Source organism: Pantoea sp. SGAir0183 (genome assembly GCF_043545505.1).
In genome coordinates this window covers 2,543,605-2,559,830 of the sequence record NZ_CP028053.1, presented here as the reverse complement: position 1 = coordinate 2,559,830, position 16,226 = coordinate 2,543,605, and the positions used below count along the sequence as shown (strand labels likewise).

The following is a 16,226-nucleotide window of genomic DNA, read 5'->3' as shown; positions in this document are numbered from 1 at the left end:
CTCAACGCAGAATGGCAAAAGAGCAGATAAGATAATTTCAGCGAAAGAGTTTTTCGTAGTAAGCGTGACAATAACGGCGGTGACTCATAACGAAAATTTCTGTGAATCAAGCAGCTTTGTCGGAAGGGGAACGGCACAGACAAAAGAAAAGGCCGGACAGCGTGTCCGGCCTGCGAAGATTAGTGTTCGAACATTGCCGAAATGGACTCTTCGTTACTGATGCGGCGAATGGCTTCGGCCAGCATGCCTGACAGCGTCAGGGTACGGACGTTTGGCAGCGACTTCATCTCTTCGGATAACGGAATGGTGTCACACACGATAACCTGATCGATGACAGATTTACGTAAGTTTTCCACCGCGTTACCGGAGAAGATAGGGTGCGTCGCGTACGCGAACACGCGCTTGGCACCGCGCTCTTTCAGCGCTTCCGCGGCTTTGCACAGTGTGCCGCCGGTGTCGATCATGTCATCGACCAGCACACAGTCACGGCCCGCAACGTCACCAATGATATGCATAACCTGAGAAACGTTCGCACGCGGGCGACGTTTGTCGATGATGGCCATATCGGTGTCGTTCAGCAGTTTCGCAATAGCACGGGCACGAACCACGCCGCCAATGTCAGGCGAAACAACAATCGGGTTTTCCAGGCCAATCTGTAACATATCCTCCAGCAGAATGGGACTGCCGAAGACGTTATCAACCGGGACGTCGAAGAAGCCCTGGATCTGCTCAGCGTGCAGGTCAACCGTTAAAACACGGTCAACGCCGACGCTGGAAAGAAAGTCAGCCACGACTTTGGCGGTAATAGGCACACGCGCAGAACGCACGCGGCGGTCCTGACGGGCATAACCAAAGTAGGGGATAACAGCGGTAATACGACCAGCTGAAGCACGACGCAGCGCGTCGACCATCACGACCAGTTCCATCAAATTATCATTGGTGGGAGCACAGGTGGACTGGATGATGAAAATATCACCACCGCGTACATTTTCATTAATTTGTACGCTTACTTCGCCATCACTGAAACGACCGACAGCGGCGTCGCCCAGGCTGGTGTAAAGGCGGTTGGCAATACGTTGTGCTAGTTCCGGGGTGGCGTTACCAGCAAAAAGCTTCATATCAGGCACGAGAAGAACCTCAGGCTTTGCGTCCAGAGAATGAACGTCATGACAGTAACCGGCGAATACTGTCGTGATCGTTCACACGGGTATGTGAGTGCGAAACGTGCTGTATCTGGAACAGGGTGACACAGTCACGCTATCGCTAATCGCCTTGCAGAGTGCGCTGTAACGGCGAGACGTTAACGCCTCGGGCTACAAAACCGCGCACCCATGACGGGGCAAGTTCCAGCACCTGGCGAGCAGCGTACTCGGTGTCAAATTCAGCAAACACACAAGCACCTGTCCCTGTCAGGCGCGACGGCGCGTATTCTAGCAGCCATGAAACAAGCTCATCAACCTCACGAAAACGTTTTCTTACTACTGATTCGCAATCGTTAAGAAAGGGGGCCTGTAAAAGTGCTGATAAAGTGCGCACGGGCGTGTCACGGGGGAGTGCCGGATCGTTAAAGACCACCGGCGTGGCCACGCTGACGCCGGGATGGGCAACAAGATACCATTTTTCGGCAGGCGATGCGGGAGAAAGCACCTCGCCGACCCCTTCGGCGAAGGCGGCGTGCCCTTTAACGAACACCGGGACATCCGCACCCAGTTTCACGCCCATCTGTGCCAGTTCCGTCGGCGAAAAACCGGTTTTCCAGAGATGATTAAGCGCCACCAGAACCGTAGCGGCGTCAGAAGAACCGCCACCCAGTCCACCGCCCATTGGCAAACGCTTTTCAATGGCGATCCGCGCACCCGCCTGCGCCGGCAGCGTTCCCTTCTCGCGGGCAGCCGCCTTAAGCATGTCGGCGGCACGCACGATCAGGTTTTCAGCATCCGGCACGCCGGACACGGGCGTGAGAAGGGTAATGGCATCGCTCTGATCGGGAACAATCTCCAGACTGTCGCCATAATCCAGAAACTGAAACAGGGTTTGCAGGTTATGGTAACCGTCCGCCCGGCGCCCGGTGATGTACAAAAAAAGGTTCAGTTTTGCCGGAGCAGGCCAGGTGGTGATCATTTCAGCGTCCAGCTATCCATACGTAACTTGATGCGCTGATCGCCTTCTTTCAGCTCCAGGCTGGCGGGCAGCGCAGGGGTGACGTTGCTGTCGTAGCCGGCGATGGTCACCTGCCAGGTCTGGCCATCATGCTGATAGTTCAGGCTGCGCAACTGATACTGATCGTTAAGCTGGTAGTCGGTCGCATCGCCCGGCAGGCCCATCATCCACTGGCGCAGGTTGGTCAGCGGAATATCCATGCCGGTCAGCTGCGAGATCATCTTCTGCGCATCGTTGCTGACATAGCGTTTGCCCTGGCTATCCACGATCTGCACCACAGAACCCTGCGCATCAAGCTGCAGTTCTGTGCTGCCTAACGGGTTGGTTAACAGCAGACGATAACGGTCAGGTGCGGTCTGCTGCCAGTTGAAGCGGGCATAGACTTTTTGTTTGTCCGACAGATAGGCGAACGCGCCGCGCGTCTGGTACTGCGTCACTTTACTGACCGCTTGCTGATGATGTTGCCATTGGGGTGCAGTGGCGCTCGGGCCGGGACCTTGTGGTTTATTGATGCTACAGGCAGCCAGCAGAACAGCACCGGCCAGGGGTAAAAGGCGCAACAGATTGCGTGGGGAAGTAAGCATCAAGTGGTCATCTCCTCGGACTCATTTTTCATTGGTAACAGGTAACGCTAACCATCCGCATTTTAACCGTCAATGCTGTTATACGGCAAAATCGCTATGATCGGCTTAATCTTATTACAGTCATAGCCTTTGTATGGCTTTTCTTGATCTGCTGCATCTTGTAGAATGCGCTTCACAAAACCCTGACATTATTGGGACAACCCAACCTAAATCGCCATGACGCTGCTCGCTCTCGGAATCAATCACAAAACTGCACCCATTGCTCTGCGCGAACGCGTTGCGTTCGGGCCGGAGTCGCTGGAACAGGCCTTAGACAGCCTGTTATCCCAGCCCATGGTGCAGAGTGGCGTCGTGCTCTCCACCTGTAACCGAACCGAACTCTACCTGAGTGTAGAGCAACAGGTCGATCTGCAGGAACGTCTTGTGCGCTGGCTGTGTGACTATCACCAGCTTGATGAAGAGGATGTACGTAACAGCCTCTACTGGCATCAGGACAATGAGGCGGTCAGTCATCTTATGCGCGTCGCCAGCGGGCTGGATTCGCTGGTGCTGGGCGAGCCGCAGATTTTAGGGCAGGTGAAAAAAGCCTTTGCCGATTCGCAGCGCGGTCATGCACTGAGCAGTGAACTGGAACGTATGTTTCAGAAAACCTTCTCGGTTGCCAAGCGCGTGCGCACGGAAACGGAGATCGGCGCGAACGCCGTTTCCGTTGCCTTTGCCGCCTGTACGCTGGCGCGGCAGATCTTTGAGTCCCTTTCTACCGTCAACGTGTTACTGGTTGGCGCGGGGGAAACCATCGAGCTGGTGGCGCGTCATCTGAGTGAACATCAGGTCAAAAAACTGATTATTGCCAACCGTACCCGCGAACGCGCGGACGCGCTGGCGAAAGAAGTGGGCGCGGAAGTGATTGGCCTTGCGGACATCGACGCGCGCCTGGCCGATGCCGACATCGTCATTACTTCCACCTCCAGTCCCTTGCCCATCATTGGTAAAGGCATGATGGAACGGGCGCTCAAAGCGCGCCGTAACCAGCCAATGCTGCTGGTGGATATTGCGGTGCCGCGCGACGTAGAGCCGGAAGTGGGCAAGTTAGCGAATGCCTATCTCTACAGCGTTGACGACCTGCAGGCCATCATTGAGCAGAACCTTGCCCAGCGCAAAGCCGCTGCGGTGCAGGCCGAAAGTATCGTGGTGCAGGAATGCAGCGATTTCATGGCCTGGCTGCGTTCCCAGGGCGCGGTCAACTCTATTCGTGAATACCGTGCTCAGGCGGATGATATCCGCGCTGAACTGGAAGGCCGTGCGCTGCAGGCGCTGCAGCAGGGTGCCGATCCGCAAAAAGTGATGCAGGAACTGGCCCACAAGCTGACCAACCGTTTGATTCATGCACCGACCAAATCTCTTCAGCAGGCCGCGCGCGACGGCGACAGCGAACGCCTGCAGATTTTACGCGACAGCCTGGGTCTCGATTAGGCACACTGCTGTCGTCTTCTGTTACGGGAATCCCACAGTTAAATGAAAACCTCTATTGTTGCGAAACTGGAAGCGCTGCAGGAGCGCCACGAAGAAGTGGAAGCGATGCTGGGCGATGCAGGCGTCATTGCCGATCAGGAACGCTTTCGTGCTTTGTCGCGTGAATATGCTCAGTTGACCGATGTCACGCGCTGCTTCCGCGACTGGCAGCAGAACCAGGATGATATCGAGACGGCTAAAATGTTACTCGACGATCCTGAAATGCGCGATATGGCGCAGGAAGAGCTGCAGGCGGCGCGTGAGAAAACCGACGCGCTGGAGCAACAGTTGCAGCTGTTACTGCTGCCGAAAGATCCGGACGATGAGCGCGACTGTTTTGTCGAAGTCCGTGCCGGTACCGGCGGCGACGAAGCGGCCATTTTTGCGGGTGACCTGTTCCGTATGTACAGCCGTTACGCCGAGTCACGTCGCTGGCGGGTGGAAATCGTCAGCGCTAACGACGGTGAGCACGGTGGCTATAAAGAGGTGATTGCCCGTATTATGGGTGACGGTGCCTATGGCCGACTGAAATTTGAATCCGGCGGCCATCGCGTACAACGCGTACCCGAGACGGAATCCCAGGGCCGTATTCATACCTCTGCCTGTACGGTGGCGGTGATGCCTGAACTGCCGGAAGCGGAGCTGCCCGAGATCAACCCGTCAGATTTAAAAATCGATACTTTCCGCTCCTCCGGTGCCGGTGGGCAGCACGTTAACACCACCGACTCCGCGATCCGTATTACCCACTTGCCGACCGGTATTGTGGTGGAATGTCAGGATGAACGCTCTCAGCACAAGAACAAGGCAAAAGCCTTATCGGTGTTGGGCGCGCGTATCCATGCGGCCGAAATGGCAAAACGTCACGAAGCTGAAGCCAGCACCCGCCGTAACCTGCTGGGCAGCGGTGACCGTTCCGATCGTATCCGCACCTATAACTTCCCGCAGGGCCGTGTGACCGACCATCGCATCAACCTGACGCTTTATCGTCTGGATGAAACCATGGAAGGTAAACTGGACAGCCTGATCGAACCCATCGTTCAGGAATACCAGGCTGACCAACTGGCGGCGCTGGCCGGTCAGGATTAATGGATATTCGCCACTGGCTCAAACAGGCGGTTGCCACGCTGTGTGGGGGCGACAGCCCGAAGCGTGATGCGGAAATCCTGCTGGGTTATGTCACAGGCAAACCCCGCAGCTGGCTGGTGGCTTTTGATGAAACCCTGCTCAGTGACGCGCAGTTACAACAGTTGACGGCGTTGCTGGCACGGCGCGCACGGGGAGAACCGATTGCCCATTTAGTTGGCGAGCGCGAATTCTGGTCGCTCCCGCTGAGGGTTAGCGACGCCACACTTATCCCGCGGCCGGATACCGAGATCCTGGTTGAACAGGCGCTGGCCCGATTGCCTGCCGCACCTGCGCGCGTGCTGGATCTCGGCACGGGCACCGGCGCCATTGCCCTGGCGATTGCCAGCGAACGGCCCGATTGCACCGTGATCGGCGTTGATCGTGTCCCTGCTGCCGTTGCGCTGGCGCAGGATAACGCTGCGCATCTGGCGATAGCTAACGCGACGTTTGTGCACAGCCACTGGTTTGCACAGCTCACCCCGACCCGATTTGATCTTATCGTGAGTAATCCGCCTTACATTGATGCCAGCGATCACCATCTGGAGGAGGGCGATGTGCGTTTTGAACCGCGCAGCGCACTGGTGGCAGATGAGGCGGGCATGGCCGATCTCCGGTGGCTGATCGCACAGTCACCCGCCTGGTTACAGCCGGGTGGCTGGCTGCTACTGGAACATGGCTGGCAGCAGGATGAGGCGGTGCGTCAACTGATGTGCCAGCACCACTATCAGGCGGTGGACACGGTGAAGGATTACGGTGGCAATCCCCGGGTCACATTTGGGCAGACCGCGCCGATACCGGTATAGTGCCGCAACGTAAAATCACAGGGATGAATGATGTTTACTTATTACCCACTGCTAAAAAATCTGCATCTGCTGACCGTGGCGATCACGGTTTCGCTGTTTCTGCTGCGCTTCTACTGGCAGCGCGTTGGCGCAGCCATACTGCAACGCCGCTGGGTCCGCATCCTTCCACATGTCAACGACACGTTGCTGCTGCTGAGCGGCGCAGCGCTGGTAATGCTGACCCACTTCTATCCGTTTTCACCTCAGGGAAGCTGGCTGACGGAGAAGCTGTTAGGCGTTATTATCTATATTGCCCTTGGGTCCGTGGCGCTGAGCCGCCGCCCTCGTTCTGATCGCACCCGCTGGATGGCCTTTGTGGTCGCCTTAATCGCGCTGGTGACGATCATTAAGCTGGCACTGAGTAAAATGCCGTTATTGGGGATAGTATGAGCTCCACCGAACAACTTGATTACAGTGAAACACCGCTCTGTGAGGCGGTGATGGGTGCAACCAAAGCCATTCGCACCGATTTTCCGACCCTGTCGGTCGAACAACAGTTAGCGGCGTTAGTGGCTGAAGCCCGGGATTACGTCAGCGACCAACAGGATGCGGATTTAAAGCTCGAAAAGCTGCTGGAGCTGTTTTACAAGCAGTGGAAATTTGGCGGTGCCAGCGGCGTGTATAATCTGTCTGATGCACTCTGGCTGGATAAAGTGCTGAAAACCCGTCAGGGAACCGCCGTGTCACTGGGCGTGATTCTGCTGCATATTGCGGCGGAACTGGAACTGCCCCTGATGCCGGTGATTTTCCCGACGCAGTTGATTCTGCGCGCCGACTGGCTGGATGGCGACAAGTGGCTGATTAATCCGTTCAACGGGGAAACCCTGGATACGCACACGCTCGAAGTATGGCTGAAAGGCAATATCAGCCCGCTGGCGCGTCTGTATGATGACGATCTCGACGAAGCCAAAACCGTCAGCGTAATGCGCAAAATGCTGGATACGCTGAAAGCGGCGCTGATGGAAGAGAAGCAGATGGAGCTGGCCCTGAACGTCAGCCAGGTGTTGTTGCGCATTGACCCGGACGATCCCTATGAAATTCGCGATCGGGGATTAATCTATGCACAGCTTGAGTGCGATCATATCGCGTTAACGGACTTAACCTACTTCGTTGAACAGTGTCCTGAGGATCCGGTCAGCGAAATGATTAAAGTCCAGATTCACGCAATCGAACAAAAACGCGTGACGCTGCATTAAGCGTCACCCCAGATAAGGAAAGGGCATGACACAGAAAGTTGTCAGTATTGGTGATATCAGGGTCGCAAACGATCTGCCATTTGTTCTCTTTGGCGGCATGAACGTGCTGGAATCCTACGACCTCGCGATGCGCATCTGCGAGCACTATGTAAACGTGACCGACAAACTCGGCATTCCTTACGTTTTCAAAGCGTCTTTTGACAAAGCCAACCGCTCCTCCATCCACTCTTACCGTGGCCCCGGCCTGGAAGAGGGCATGAAGATTTTCCAGGCGCTGAAGCAGGCCTTTGGCGTGAAAATCATCACCGATGTGCACGAAGCGGCGCAGGCTCAGCCTGTGGCGGATGTTGTTGACGTGATTCAGCTGCCGGCCTTCCTGGCGCGTCAGACCGATCTGGTTGAGGCGATGGCGAAAACGGGCGCGGTGATTAACGTCAAGAAGCCCCAGTTTGTCAGCCCCGGTCAGATGGGCAACATCGTGGACAAGTTTGCCGAAGGCGGAAACGACAAGGTTATTCTTTGCGACCGCGGCAGTAACTTTGGCTACGACAACCTGGTAGTGGATATGCTGGGTTTCAACGTCATGAAAAAGGTGACGAATAACTCGCCGGTGATTTTCGACGTGACGCACGCGCTGCAAACCCGCGATCCGTTCGGTGCAGCCTCAGGCGGACGCCGTGCTCAGGTGGCCGAACTGGCGCGTGCCGGTATGGCGGTGGGCATTGCGGGCCTGTTTATTGAAGCCCATCCGGAGCCGGACAACGCCAAATGCGACGGTCCGTCGGCGTTACCGCTGGATAAACTGGAACCGTTCCTGGTGCAGATGAAGGCGATTGACGATCTGGTGAAAAGCTTCCCGGCACTGGACACCAGCAAATAAGCCGCAGTGCAGACGAAAAAAGAGCGAATTCTCGCTCTTTTTTTTCGTCTCAGGTTTGTGAGATTACAGCATGATGGTCATCAGATAGCCGACAAATAAGGCCAGGTGCGCGGCACCATTCAGCACATTCGTTCTGCCGGTTGAGAAGCTAATCTGACACAGGATCAGAGAGGCAATCATAATGACCATCTGCGGCGGTTCCAGGCCGAATATCAATTCCTGGCCTGTCAGCGTCGCAATAATAGAGACCGCCGGTACGGTCAGCGAAATCGTGGCCAGCACTGAGCCAAAGAACAGGTTCATCGCGCGCTGTACCTGGTTCATCAGGACGGCCCGGATGGCACCCAGACCTTCCGGTGAGAGGATCAGTAACGCCACCAGGAAGCCGGTGAACTGCTTCGGTGCGTTGAGGTCGGTCAGCAGATGCTCCAGCGGGTTAGCATTCATCTTGGTGACGGCAATCACCGCAATAAGATGCACGATCAGCCAGATGGCGTGCCAGAGGCTACTGTGCGCAGAAGGTTTACCGTGGTGAGGATCGCCATCATCACTGTCATCTTCGTGCTCATAGACAAACAGGCTCTGGTGCGTTTTGGTCTGAATCAACAGGAAAACGCCATACATCGCGGCAGAAATAGCGGCAATCAGTAAACTTTGCGCAGCGGTGAAATTTCCGTCCGGCAAGGCATTCGGAAACACCAGCACCAGGATGGCTAACGGAAAAATAGCGATCAGGTATTGCTTTACCCCGGCCAGATTCACGTATTGCGTCGCAAACTTTCTGCCGCCCAGCAGTAAGGCAAAGCCCACCAGCCCGCCGGTCACGATCATAATGATCGAGTAGAGCGTATCGCGCATCAGCGCAGGTGCCGCATCGCCGGTGGCCATCAGTGCCGAAATCAGGCTGACTTCCAGAATCACGACAGACAGGCTGAGGATCAGGGAACCATAGGGTTCGCCCAGGCGGTGAGCCAGCACATCCGCATGACGCACCACGCTGAACGCGCTGCTGAGAATAGCAACCAGCGCCAGTAAATTAATGCCGACGACGAGCGGGAGTGAGGTTTGTGCACCAAAAAAATAGAGTACACCCAGGGCAATAAGGGGAAGTATCAGTGAAAACTCTTTGTGACGTGTTTTTTCATGTAAAGGCATTCACTCTCCTCGCTGCTGAATAAAAGGGGCAATTCATTTACCCACCCTGACAGGGAAATATATAAGTCAGGCAGTGTAACTTTTCAATCGAACAGCAGGTGAAAATTTACCGCTTTTTACTTTCACACACATTCAGCCTGAAAAGGGGTTTATAAAAATTTATTCCCGCTTTTGTCCGATAAATCAGTCATAAAGCAAATCCTCTTTCGCGATAATCTTCCGCATTATTGCAAAATACATCCCAATAAGGTGATCGTTAATGCCGGAACAGAGAAATAACAAGCGGAGAGGCGCAGAAACCACAGTTTGCATTTTGGCTTATCTGCGCCAGACTTATAAACCATCATGTTAGAGGAGGATAAACGATGCCTTATGCTAAGCGAAGCGACCTGCCAGAAAGCGTTAAGCACGTCCTGCCAGCGCATGCCCAGGATATCTATCAACAGGCCTTTAACAATGCCTGGTCACAATATAAGGATCCCGATGACCGGCGAGGCAATGAATCACGCGAGGAAGTGGCCCACAAAGTGGCCTGGTCAGCGGTGAAACATGACTATGAAAAAGGGGATGACGATAAATGGCATCACAAAAAATAGTGTGTTGCGTTGTGGGCCTGAACAGCAGGCCCGTTTATATGTCCCGTCCCGCCAGCATCATGTCCGTTCTCACGCGCATTTCTTCCCTCTGATCGCCCACGTTTCAGGCTTCTTTTCGCGCCCACGTTACGCATGTTTACTTCACGTTGCGCGAGCAGGGGTTATCCTGAACGCCAGGATGCCGTGAAGAAACTCATCAGCCCTTACCGTTTTACGCGCTGTAAAACACCTTTTTGCGGTGTTATAGCTGCCGCTTTTAATAGTTAAATAAAGGCTATTTTTTAGCGGATATTCCCACTCTTACTTGAAACTGATTTTGTTAATAATTAATGTCAGTTTAATGAATACAGCGTAAATTTGTGAATGTTCACGCAACAGAACCGAGGAGTGTCTTACACAGGACGTGGTGAAAGTCGAGGAGGTCGCATTGCTTACCCGGGAATTTTTATTAAAAGCGGATTGTAAAACATCATTTGGTGATATTGAGGAGACATTACTGTGGAGTTGTGAACAGCGCGCGGCGTCGCTGGCGGCAACCCTGGCATGTCGGCCCGATCACAGCCCGGTATGGATCTTCGGCTACGGTTCTCTGATGTGGAACCCGGTATTTGAAGCCGATGAAGTGGCATCGGCCTCGCTGCACGGCTGGCACCGTGCCTTTTGCTTGCGCCTCACAGCCGGGCGCGGCACGGCTTCCCATCCGGGGCGCATGCTGGCGCTGAAAGAGGGCGGCATCACGCAGGGACTGGCATTTCGCCTGCCGGAATCACGGCTGCACGACGAACTGGCATTACTGTGGAAGCGTGAAATGATCACCGGCTGCTATTTGCCGACCTGGTGTGAGCTGGTGCTGGACGATCAACGCCGCGTGACGGCGCTGGTTTTTATTATGGATCCGCGTCATCCGCTTTATGAACCGGATACCTGTCCTCAGGCGGTTGCGCCCCTGATCGCAGCGGCCAGTGGACCGTTAGGCTCGAACGCCCAGTACCTGTTTTCGCTGGAAGAAGAACTGACTAAGCGCGGGATGCAGGAGGACGATTTGATCCGCCTGGCGCACCAGGTGCGTGAACTGCAGCAGCACTGGCCAAGACAGGCGTAATCCGCGCCCGCCAGGCCAGCAGCATCCGGTCACTGAGTTGGGTTAATCAGCCAGGTGCCCGGTCTGTCAATCACCACGGACTGACTGCGCGTCGTATTCCCGGCATGCACATCAATGCGGTACTGGCCTGCCGCCAGGTTCAGCACGGCAAAACCGTTGCTGCTGGCGTGCAAGGCCACGGGCTGACCGTTCAGGACCACCTGTTCATCACCGGCCAGTTTCAGGTAAACCATCGCCAGGCCCGCGGGCACCGTGCCGGTCGCTGGTGCAGCACTGCGTTTCGCCACCTGTGGCACCGAAGCGGTTTGCGAGTTTTCAACCCACACCACCGCGCCGACGGCAATAACGGCAACGGCGGCCAGCGCCAGAAGCCCCGGTGACAGACGACGCACTGTGCGTCCGGTCAGCGGTTCCGCCATCGTCGCCCCGTGATTCATCGCCAGGACCACCGGTGGGACCGTGTCGGCCGCGGCTGCGTCCAGTTGGTTTTGCGCGTCATTGCGCTGTTGCAGACTGTTAACGACCGCCTCCACATCGCTGACCGGTAAGGCAATGAGGGCAGCAAACACGTCGATGCTCTGCGGACGATCGTGCGGTTTCATCAATAGCGCACAGTCAATGGCATGCAGCAGCGGCAGCGAATAGCCTGAAGGCTTACGCACTACCAGCGGTTGATAGTTGTCTTCAATGCAGCGCACCACGCTGACCGGCGGCGGGGAGCCGGTAATCAGCGTGTGCAGTACCGCGCCCAGCGCATAGATATCTGTCCACGGGCCTTGTTCACCTTCGCCTTCTTCGCTGTACTGCTCAATGGGGGCAAAACCCGGTTTCAGCATGATTTCGGTTTCATCAGAGAGATTGCCTATCTCTTTGCGGGCAGAGCCAAAGTCGAGCAGCACCGGCAGTTGATTTTCCTGAATCTGAATATTATCCAGCGAAATATCACGATGCAGATAGCCAGCCTGATGAATGGTATTGATAGCCCCCAGCAAGGGCGGCAGTAAGCGGCGAATCCAGTCTTCGGTGATAGACTCATGGCTGGTTAACTGCCACTCTTTCAACGTCATGCCGTTGTAGTAAAGTGTGCCCATATAGGCGGTGCCGTTTTGTTCCCAGAAGCGCAGGACATGCAACAGGCCCGGATGATTGAAGCGTGCCAGCAGTCGGGCTTCCTGAATAAAGCTGTTCAGACCGGCATTAAACAGCTTCTGAAAACGTTCACCGCGCAATTCCAGCGACATATCCGCCGTCCTGAACGCCAGCGAAACAGGCATGTATTCTTTAATGGCAATGGTGCGTTCAAGTTGATGGTCCCATGCGCGATAGACAATGCCGAAACCGCCGCCGCCAATCACTTCTTTGATTTCGAACTCGTTAAAGCGATATCCGTCAGGCAAGGCATTCGGTACTGCTTTCTGATTGTCATTAGCCGACATAGTGGACTCTCTGAACTGGGCCTGCTTGCCAGGCAACGCGATAATTAATGGATGTTACGCCAGGCACCTGCGCCGGGATCAACCTGATCCGCGCGCAAGGTGTCCACAAGTAACACATTCACTTTCTGTTGTGACGGTAAACTGCCTGCCCACCGGCTACGCAGCGTGCCGAGCCGTGCAGACAGGGCGCTGGCATTCTGCTGCGCAGTGGCTTTATCCGCTCTGACCAGAAGGGTGCCCTCAAAGCGCCACAGATGTTGCGTATCGTCGAAAGGCAGCACCAGCCAGCTGTCAGGCGCATCAGCACGGGTCACAATCATGCGCTGTTTATTGACGCTAACGATTTGCAGGGCGTTACCGGCAATGGCCAGACTGGCGATCGGGTAACCCTGGTAAAACGTGACGGCAAGCGTCTGCGGTTGGCCGTGTCCACTGACGGTAATATCACTGTTGCCTTCGAGCCAGCCTTCCGACGAGCAGCGCAACCGACCGCCTTGCGGGACAAAGATCGACAATCCGTTTTCGTCCCATGCGGTGCGAAAGCGGCAGCCATCAGGTAACGCAAAATGCTGTAACGGGGTGCTGTCTGCTGGCCGCGACGCGACAACCGGAACGTTACTGCTTGTGGCGGCATCGGCGTTCACAATCAGACGCCAGTTCTGCAATTTACTGGCGCTGCCGGAAGCCAGCACGCTACCCTGGCTGTTGGTCATTTGCCAGGGCAGAACGTCTAGTTCATTGCACTGATTCGCTAACAGTGTCCCGACGCGCGGCAGGAACGATTTAAGGATCTCTGCATTCTGGCTCTTACCCGAGACAATACGCAGTGGCAGTGTCTCCTGGCACCAGTCGTCGGGCGTTTTGCCTTCAACGTTGTCGATATACACTTCCAGTTCGAGGCTGGGTGAGTACACCACGCGATAATTTTCCGCCTGCGCAGTAAAGGCCATCAACAAGGTAGCCAGAGCGGGCAACCACACTTTCATAGCGTTTCTTTCATCCATCACGAGAGGGCAGAAAACGGGTTGAGTCAGCCAGCGAATAAAGCAGCGTGGCCTCCTGCGGTTCGCCGATCCACACGGCCAGCGCACTCAGATTATCTTTCTTTACTTCACGGCTCACGGCATGTTCCATCAACGTCAGCCACTCTTCACAGGCATTCACCATGCGCAAGGTCTGCTCCATTTCCCGGGTGGTCAGATTGAGCCAAAACCCGTCGCTACAGACTAAAAACGCATCGCCGTCTTCCAGCAGTATTTCGTCAGAAAAGCTCACAGGATGGGCAGGTTCTGTGCCGAGCGCATTATAAAGTAAATTACTGTTAATTCCGGTATTTTCATAGCCTGCCTCGCTCAGTTTTTGCACAAGACTGTGGTCGCGGGTGACCGCATTGAGCACGCCATGCCGAAAGTGGTAAACCCGGCTGTCGCCCGCGTGCGCCCACCATGCGCGCTGTCGGGTGCGGTCGATAAACAGGCCCGCCAGCGTGGTGCACATCGTGGCAAAATTCGGATTATTACCCTGTGCGATTTCAAGCACAGAGCGGCACGTTTCTATCGCCTGCTGTGTGAAGGCGAGGGTAAGGTGCGGACAGGTGTGCAACTGAGTCAGCAGGCTGTCGCATACCAGTTGTGCCGCCTGTTCCCCACCGGGCAGTCCCGCTACGCCGTCGCATACCACGAAGCTGGCCTGATGGGCATTCAGTACCACACCGGTGCGATCCGCATGTTCATCACGCTGACCTTGCTGACTTCGCTGGGCAAACGCGATATTCATGCATCATCCGTACGCGTCTGGGAATCTTTGTACTGATTCACCTCCATGTCGTAAGCATGAAGGAAAGCTTCACCAAACAGCGTATGGAAATCGTCTTCGATTTCACCCGCAGTGCGCTGATAGCGGCGAGTGAAATAGTCCCACAGTGCGGCTTTTTGATAAGGCGTAAACGGGACTTTTGACACGGCACCGTCTGACTTCGCCTGCTCCTCCAGCCCCTGCGGATTAAACGACTGCAACATGGCGGCGATGATGGCGCGGATCCCGGCGATCATGCCCAACTGATGTGCCTGCAGATCCACCAGCGCATCCCGTACCGCCTGTTCAGGCTGCATAAAGCCCGGCATCTGGCTCTGGTACATCTGCATCAATACGGTTTTGCCCGAGGGCAGAATCTTGAACGGGTTATTTGCTTCGTTCAGGATCATCGTCATTTCCGCTTTGACGCCCCGTTTAAGGATAGAGCGCGACGACAGCAATGCCACCGTGCCCTGCGAAAACAGACTTAACATGCGGCCAGTGGTCCGCATCTGTTCTTCGTTAATCACCGTATTGTGGCCGTTGCTTAGTCCCATACCGTCAAGCAGCGCCGCGACCAGGTTGTCGTGATCGTGTGCGGCGGGCGAGGGCGCATATCGGGACTCACCGGCCTGGGGATCGATGGCCAGCCTGGCATCGCCCCGGTGGTCGTGGCGTCTGGCGACAGGTTCCTGAGCGACCTCTTCGACTTCAGTAAATTCGGGGATATCCAGCGGATTCGTCTGCGGGCCCGTATGGCTAAAAAACGCCAACGGATCGCTGTTGATGCCCTGTACCGCAGGGTCACGTACGTCGATGGCATAGTCGCCGATGCGCAGAGCATCCCCGTGTTTCAGGCTCACCTGCATCCCCCGGCTGAGCGGCACACCGTTGTGTTCGACCGGTGTCACGCTGCCCTGATTAGTCAGGCGGCACTCTCCGTTACAGGACAGGTGCACCAGCGCCTGCAGACGAGAAATAGAACGGGCTTCATCCGGTAACACCAAATCGTTATCCTGACTGCGGCCGATCGTGCCGCCCGGCGGATGAAACGTGACGGTTTTCACCGGCACATCAGACGTGCATTGAACGATGGTAAATTGCATGAGCTATCCCGTTATGAAGGACAAAGGCAACGTCTCACTCGAACATCGGTGGATAGAGGCCGTTGCGTCCCGGCTGTGCACCTGCTGCCGGATTAAACAGTAATGAGAACAGTTCTGCCGTGAGGGTACCGCTATGCTTGTGTGTCGCATGTACGAAACCGTCACTGCGGTTGCTCCACCAGTAACTTATGTGTTGCTGCGGGTCGAAATGTTCGGCGACGTCCTGCCAGCTCAGCGTGCAAGGCAAATCCGCGAAACCGATTACATCCATAATATCTGACGGCTGCTGGACCGGGACCATCAGCGGAGCCAGGGCCTGGATGTGCTGATCGAGCTGGTCCGGGCTCAGACCGTGAGTCACGGCATTCAGCAGCGTGGCCCCCAAATCCTGATACCAGTCCCCCGAGATCGTTAACTGTGCCGGATGCCACTGACTGAGCGGAAAGCTCAGCAAGGCCAGCAGCGGCCAGGCGCGCCCCACACGATCGCATGACGGTAACAGGCAGCCCATCTGTACCTGCTGACGCGTTGGCGTGATCGGTAAGACAAAATTCCACACCGGCGCGCGCAGAAAATCGGCGCTCACGGCCGCGTCCAGCTGATGCCAGTGAATGAGGCCCTGCTGAAACCAGTGATTCCACGGCGTGATGACCTGTTCAGTGAGCCGATGATGTATAAAGTCCCCTGTTGAGGGCAGTTTGCCAAACCAGCCAGGGGCCAGAGATACAGACATGTTCA

The 16,226-nt window shown here is 55.7% G+C and carries 17 protein-coding genes; 8 read left to right on the top strand and 9 right to left on the bottom strand.

Going from position 1 to position 16,226, the window contains the following annotated elements:
• Positions 1-179: 179 nt before the first annotated feature.
• From prs to lolB, 3 genes are all read right to left on the bottom strand, one after another.
• The gene (gene prs / locus C1N59_RS11895; protein WP_006118899.1) at positions 180-1,127 is read right to left on the bottom strand and encodes a ribose-phosphate diphosphokinase; all 948 of its coding nucleotides are present in this window, start codon (positions 1,125-1,127) and stop codon (positions 180-182) included.
• A gap of 136 nt (positions 1,128-1,263) precedes the next feature.
• Entirely contained in the window at positions 1,264-2,121 is an 858-nt protein-coding gene (gene ispE, locus C1N59_RS11890; protein WP_324019882.1) for a 4-(cytidine 5'-diphospho)-2-C-methyl-D-erythritol kinase, read from the bottom strand.
• A complete protein-coding gene (gene lolB, locus C1N59_RS11885; protein ID WP_006118901.1) occupies positions 2,118-2,744 on the bottom strand; it encodes a lipoprotein insertase outer membrane protein LolB in 627 nt (208 codons plus the stop codon). Before lolB ends, ispE begins: the two co-directional genes overlap by 4 nt.
• A 216-nt stretch (positions 2,745-2,960) precedes the next feature.
• Between lolB and hemA the strand changes: the two genes are divergently transcribed.
• The 6 genes from hemA to kdsA are packed head-to-tail and all read left to right on the top strand — an operon-like array spanning position 2,961 to position 8,299.
• Positions 2,961-4,217: a glutamyl-tRNA reductase gene (hemA, locus tag C1N59_RS11880; protein ID WP_033741057.1), complete on the top strand. Its 1,257-nt coding sequence runs from the start codon at positions 2,961-2,963 to the stop codon at positions 4,215-4,217.
• Positions 4,218-4,259: 42 nt separating this feature from the next.
• Positions 4,260-5,342: a peptide chain release factor 1 gene (gene prfA / locus C1N59_RS11875; RefSeq protein ID WP_006118903.1), complete on the top strand. Its 1,083-nt coding sequence runs from the start codon at positions 4,260-4,262 to the stop codon at positions 5,340-5,342.
• Positions 5,342-6,184, top strand: a complete 843-nt coding sequence (prmC, locus tag C1N59_RS11870) for a peptide chain release factor N(5)-glutamine methyltransferase (RefSeq protein WP_006118904.1) — start codon at positions 5,342-5,344, stop codon at positions 6,182-6,184. The genes prfA and prmC overlap by 1 nt, the downstream gene beginning before the upstream one ends.
• A 30-nt stretch (positions 6,185-6,214) precedes the next feature.
• A complete protein-coding gene (locus tag C1N59_RS11865; protein ID WP_039340706.1) occupies positions 6,215-6,613 on the top strand; it encodes a SirB2 family protein in 399 nt (132 codons plus the stop codon).
• Entirely contained in the window at positions 6,610-7,419 is an 810-nt protein-coding gene (gene sirB1, locus C1N59_RS11860) for an invasion regulator SirB1 (RefSeq protein ID WP_033741062.1), read from the top strand. The genes C1N59_RS11865 and sirB1 overlap by 4 nt, the downstream gene beginning before the upstream one ends.
• A gap of 25 nt (positions 7,420-7,444) precedes the next feature.
• Positions 7,445-8,299, top strand: coding sequence for a 3-deoxy-8-phosphooctulonate synthase (gene kdsA, locus C1N59_RS11855; protein ID WP_006118907.1), 855 nt, complete (start codon positions 7,445-7,447; stop codon positions 8,297-8,299).
• 63 nt (positions 8,300-8,362) lie between these two features.
• Here kdsA and chaA read toward each other — a convergent pair whose 3' ends face one another.
• A complete protein-coding gene (chaA, locus tag C1N59_RS11850; protein ID WP_054633925.1) occupies positions 8,363-9,454 on the bottom strand; it encodes a sodium-potassium/proton antiporter ChaA in 1,092 nt (363 codons plus the stop codon).
• Positions 9,455-9,819: 365 nt separating this feature from the next.
• On the opposite strand from chaA, the gene chaB reads away from it, so the two are divergent.
• A complete protein-coding gene (gene chaB, locus C1N59_RS11845) occupies positions 9,820-10,050 on the top strand; it encodes a putative cation transport regulator ChaB (protein ID WP_394549563.1) in 231 nt (76 codons plus the stop codon).
• A 427-nt stretch (positions 10,051-10,477) separates the two neighbouring features.
• Positions 10,478-11,152 carry a gamma-glutamylcyclotransferase gene (locus C1N59_RS11840; RefSeq protein WP_162835475.1) on the top strand — a complete coding sequence of 225 codons (675 nt, stop codon included), beginning with the start codon at positions 10,478-10,480 and terminating at the stop codon, positions 11,150-11,152.
• A 29-nt stretch (positions 11,153-11,181) separates the two neighbouring features.
• On the opposite strand, the gene C1N59_RS11835 is transcribed toward C1N59_RS11840, so the two are convergent.
• Genes C1N59_RS11835 through tagF form a run of 5 tightly spaced genes read right to left on the bottom strand, consistent with a single transcriptional unit; the run spans position 11,182 to position 16,221 of the window.
• Positions 11,182-12,588: a serine/threonine protein kinase gene (locus tag C1N59_RS11835; RefSeq protein WP_394549562.1), complete on the bottom strand. Its 1,407-nt coding sequence runs from the start codon at positions 12,586-12,588 to the stop codon at positions 11,182-11,184.
• A gap of 44 nt (positions 12,589-12,632) precedes the next feature.
• Positions 12,633-13,574 (bottom strand): hypothetical protein, encoded by a 942-nt coding sequence (locus C1N59_RS11830; protein WP_394549560.1) that lies wholly within the window; start codon positions 13,572-13,574, stop codon positions 12,633-12,635.
• Positions 13,575-13,584: 10 nt separating this feature from the next.
• Entirely contained in the window at positions 13,585-14,364 is a 780-nt protein-coding gene (locus tag C1N59_RS11825; RefSeq protein WP_058701706.1) for a PP2C family protein-serine/threonine phosphatase, read from the bottom strand.
• Positions 14,361-15,488, bottom strand: a complete 1,128-nt coding sequence (gene tagH / locus C1N59_RS11820; protein ID WP_205951792.1) for a type VI secretion system-associated FHA domain protein TagH — start codon at positions 15,486-15,488, stop codon at positions 14,361-14,363. Before tagH ends, C1N59_RS11825 begins: the two co-directional genes overlap by 4 nt.
• A gap of 34 nt (positions 15,489-15,522) precedes the next feature.
• Entirely contained in the window at positions 15,523-16,221 is a 699-nt protein-coding gene (gene tagF, locus C1N59_RS11815; RefSeq protein WP_394549559.1) for a type VI secretion system-associated protein TagF, read from the bottom strand.
• Positions 16,222-16,226: the final 5 nt, after the last annotated feature.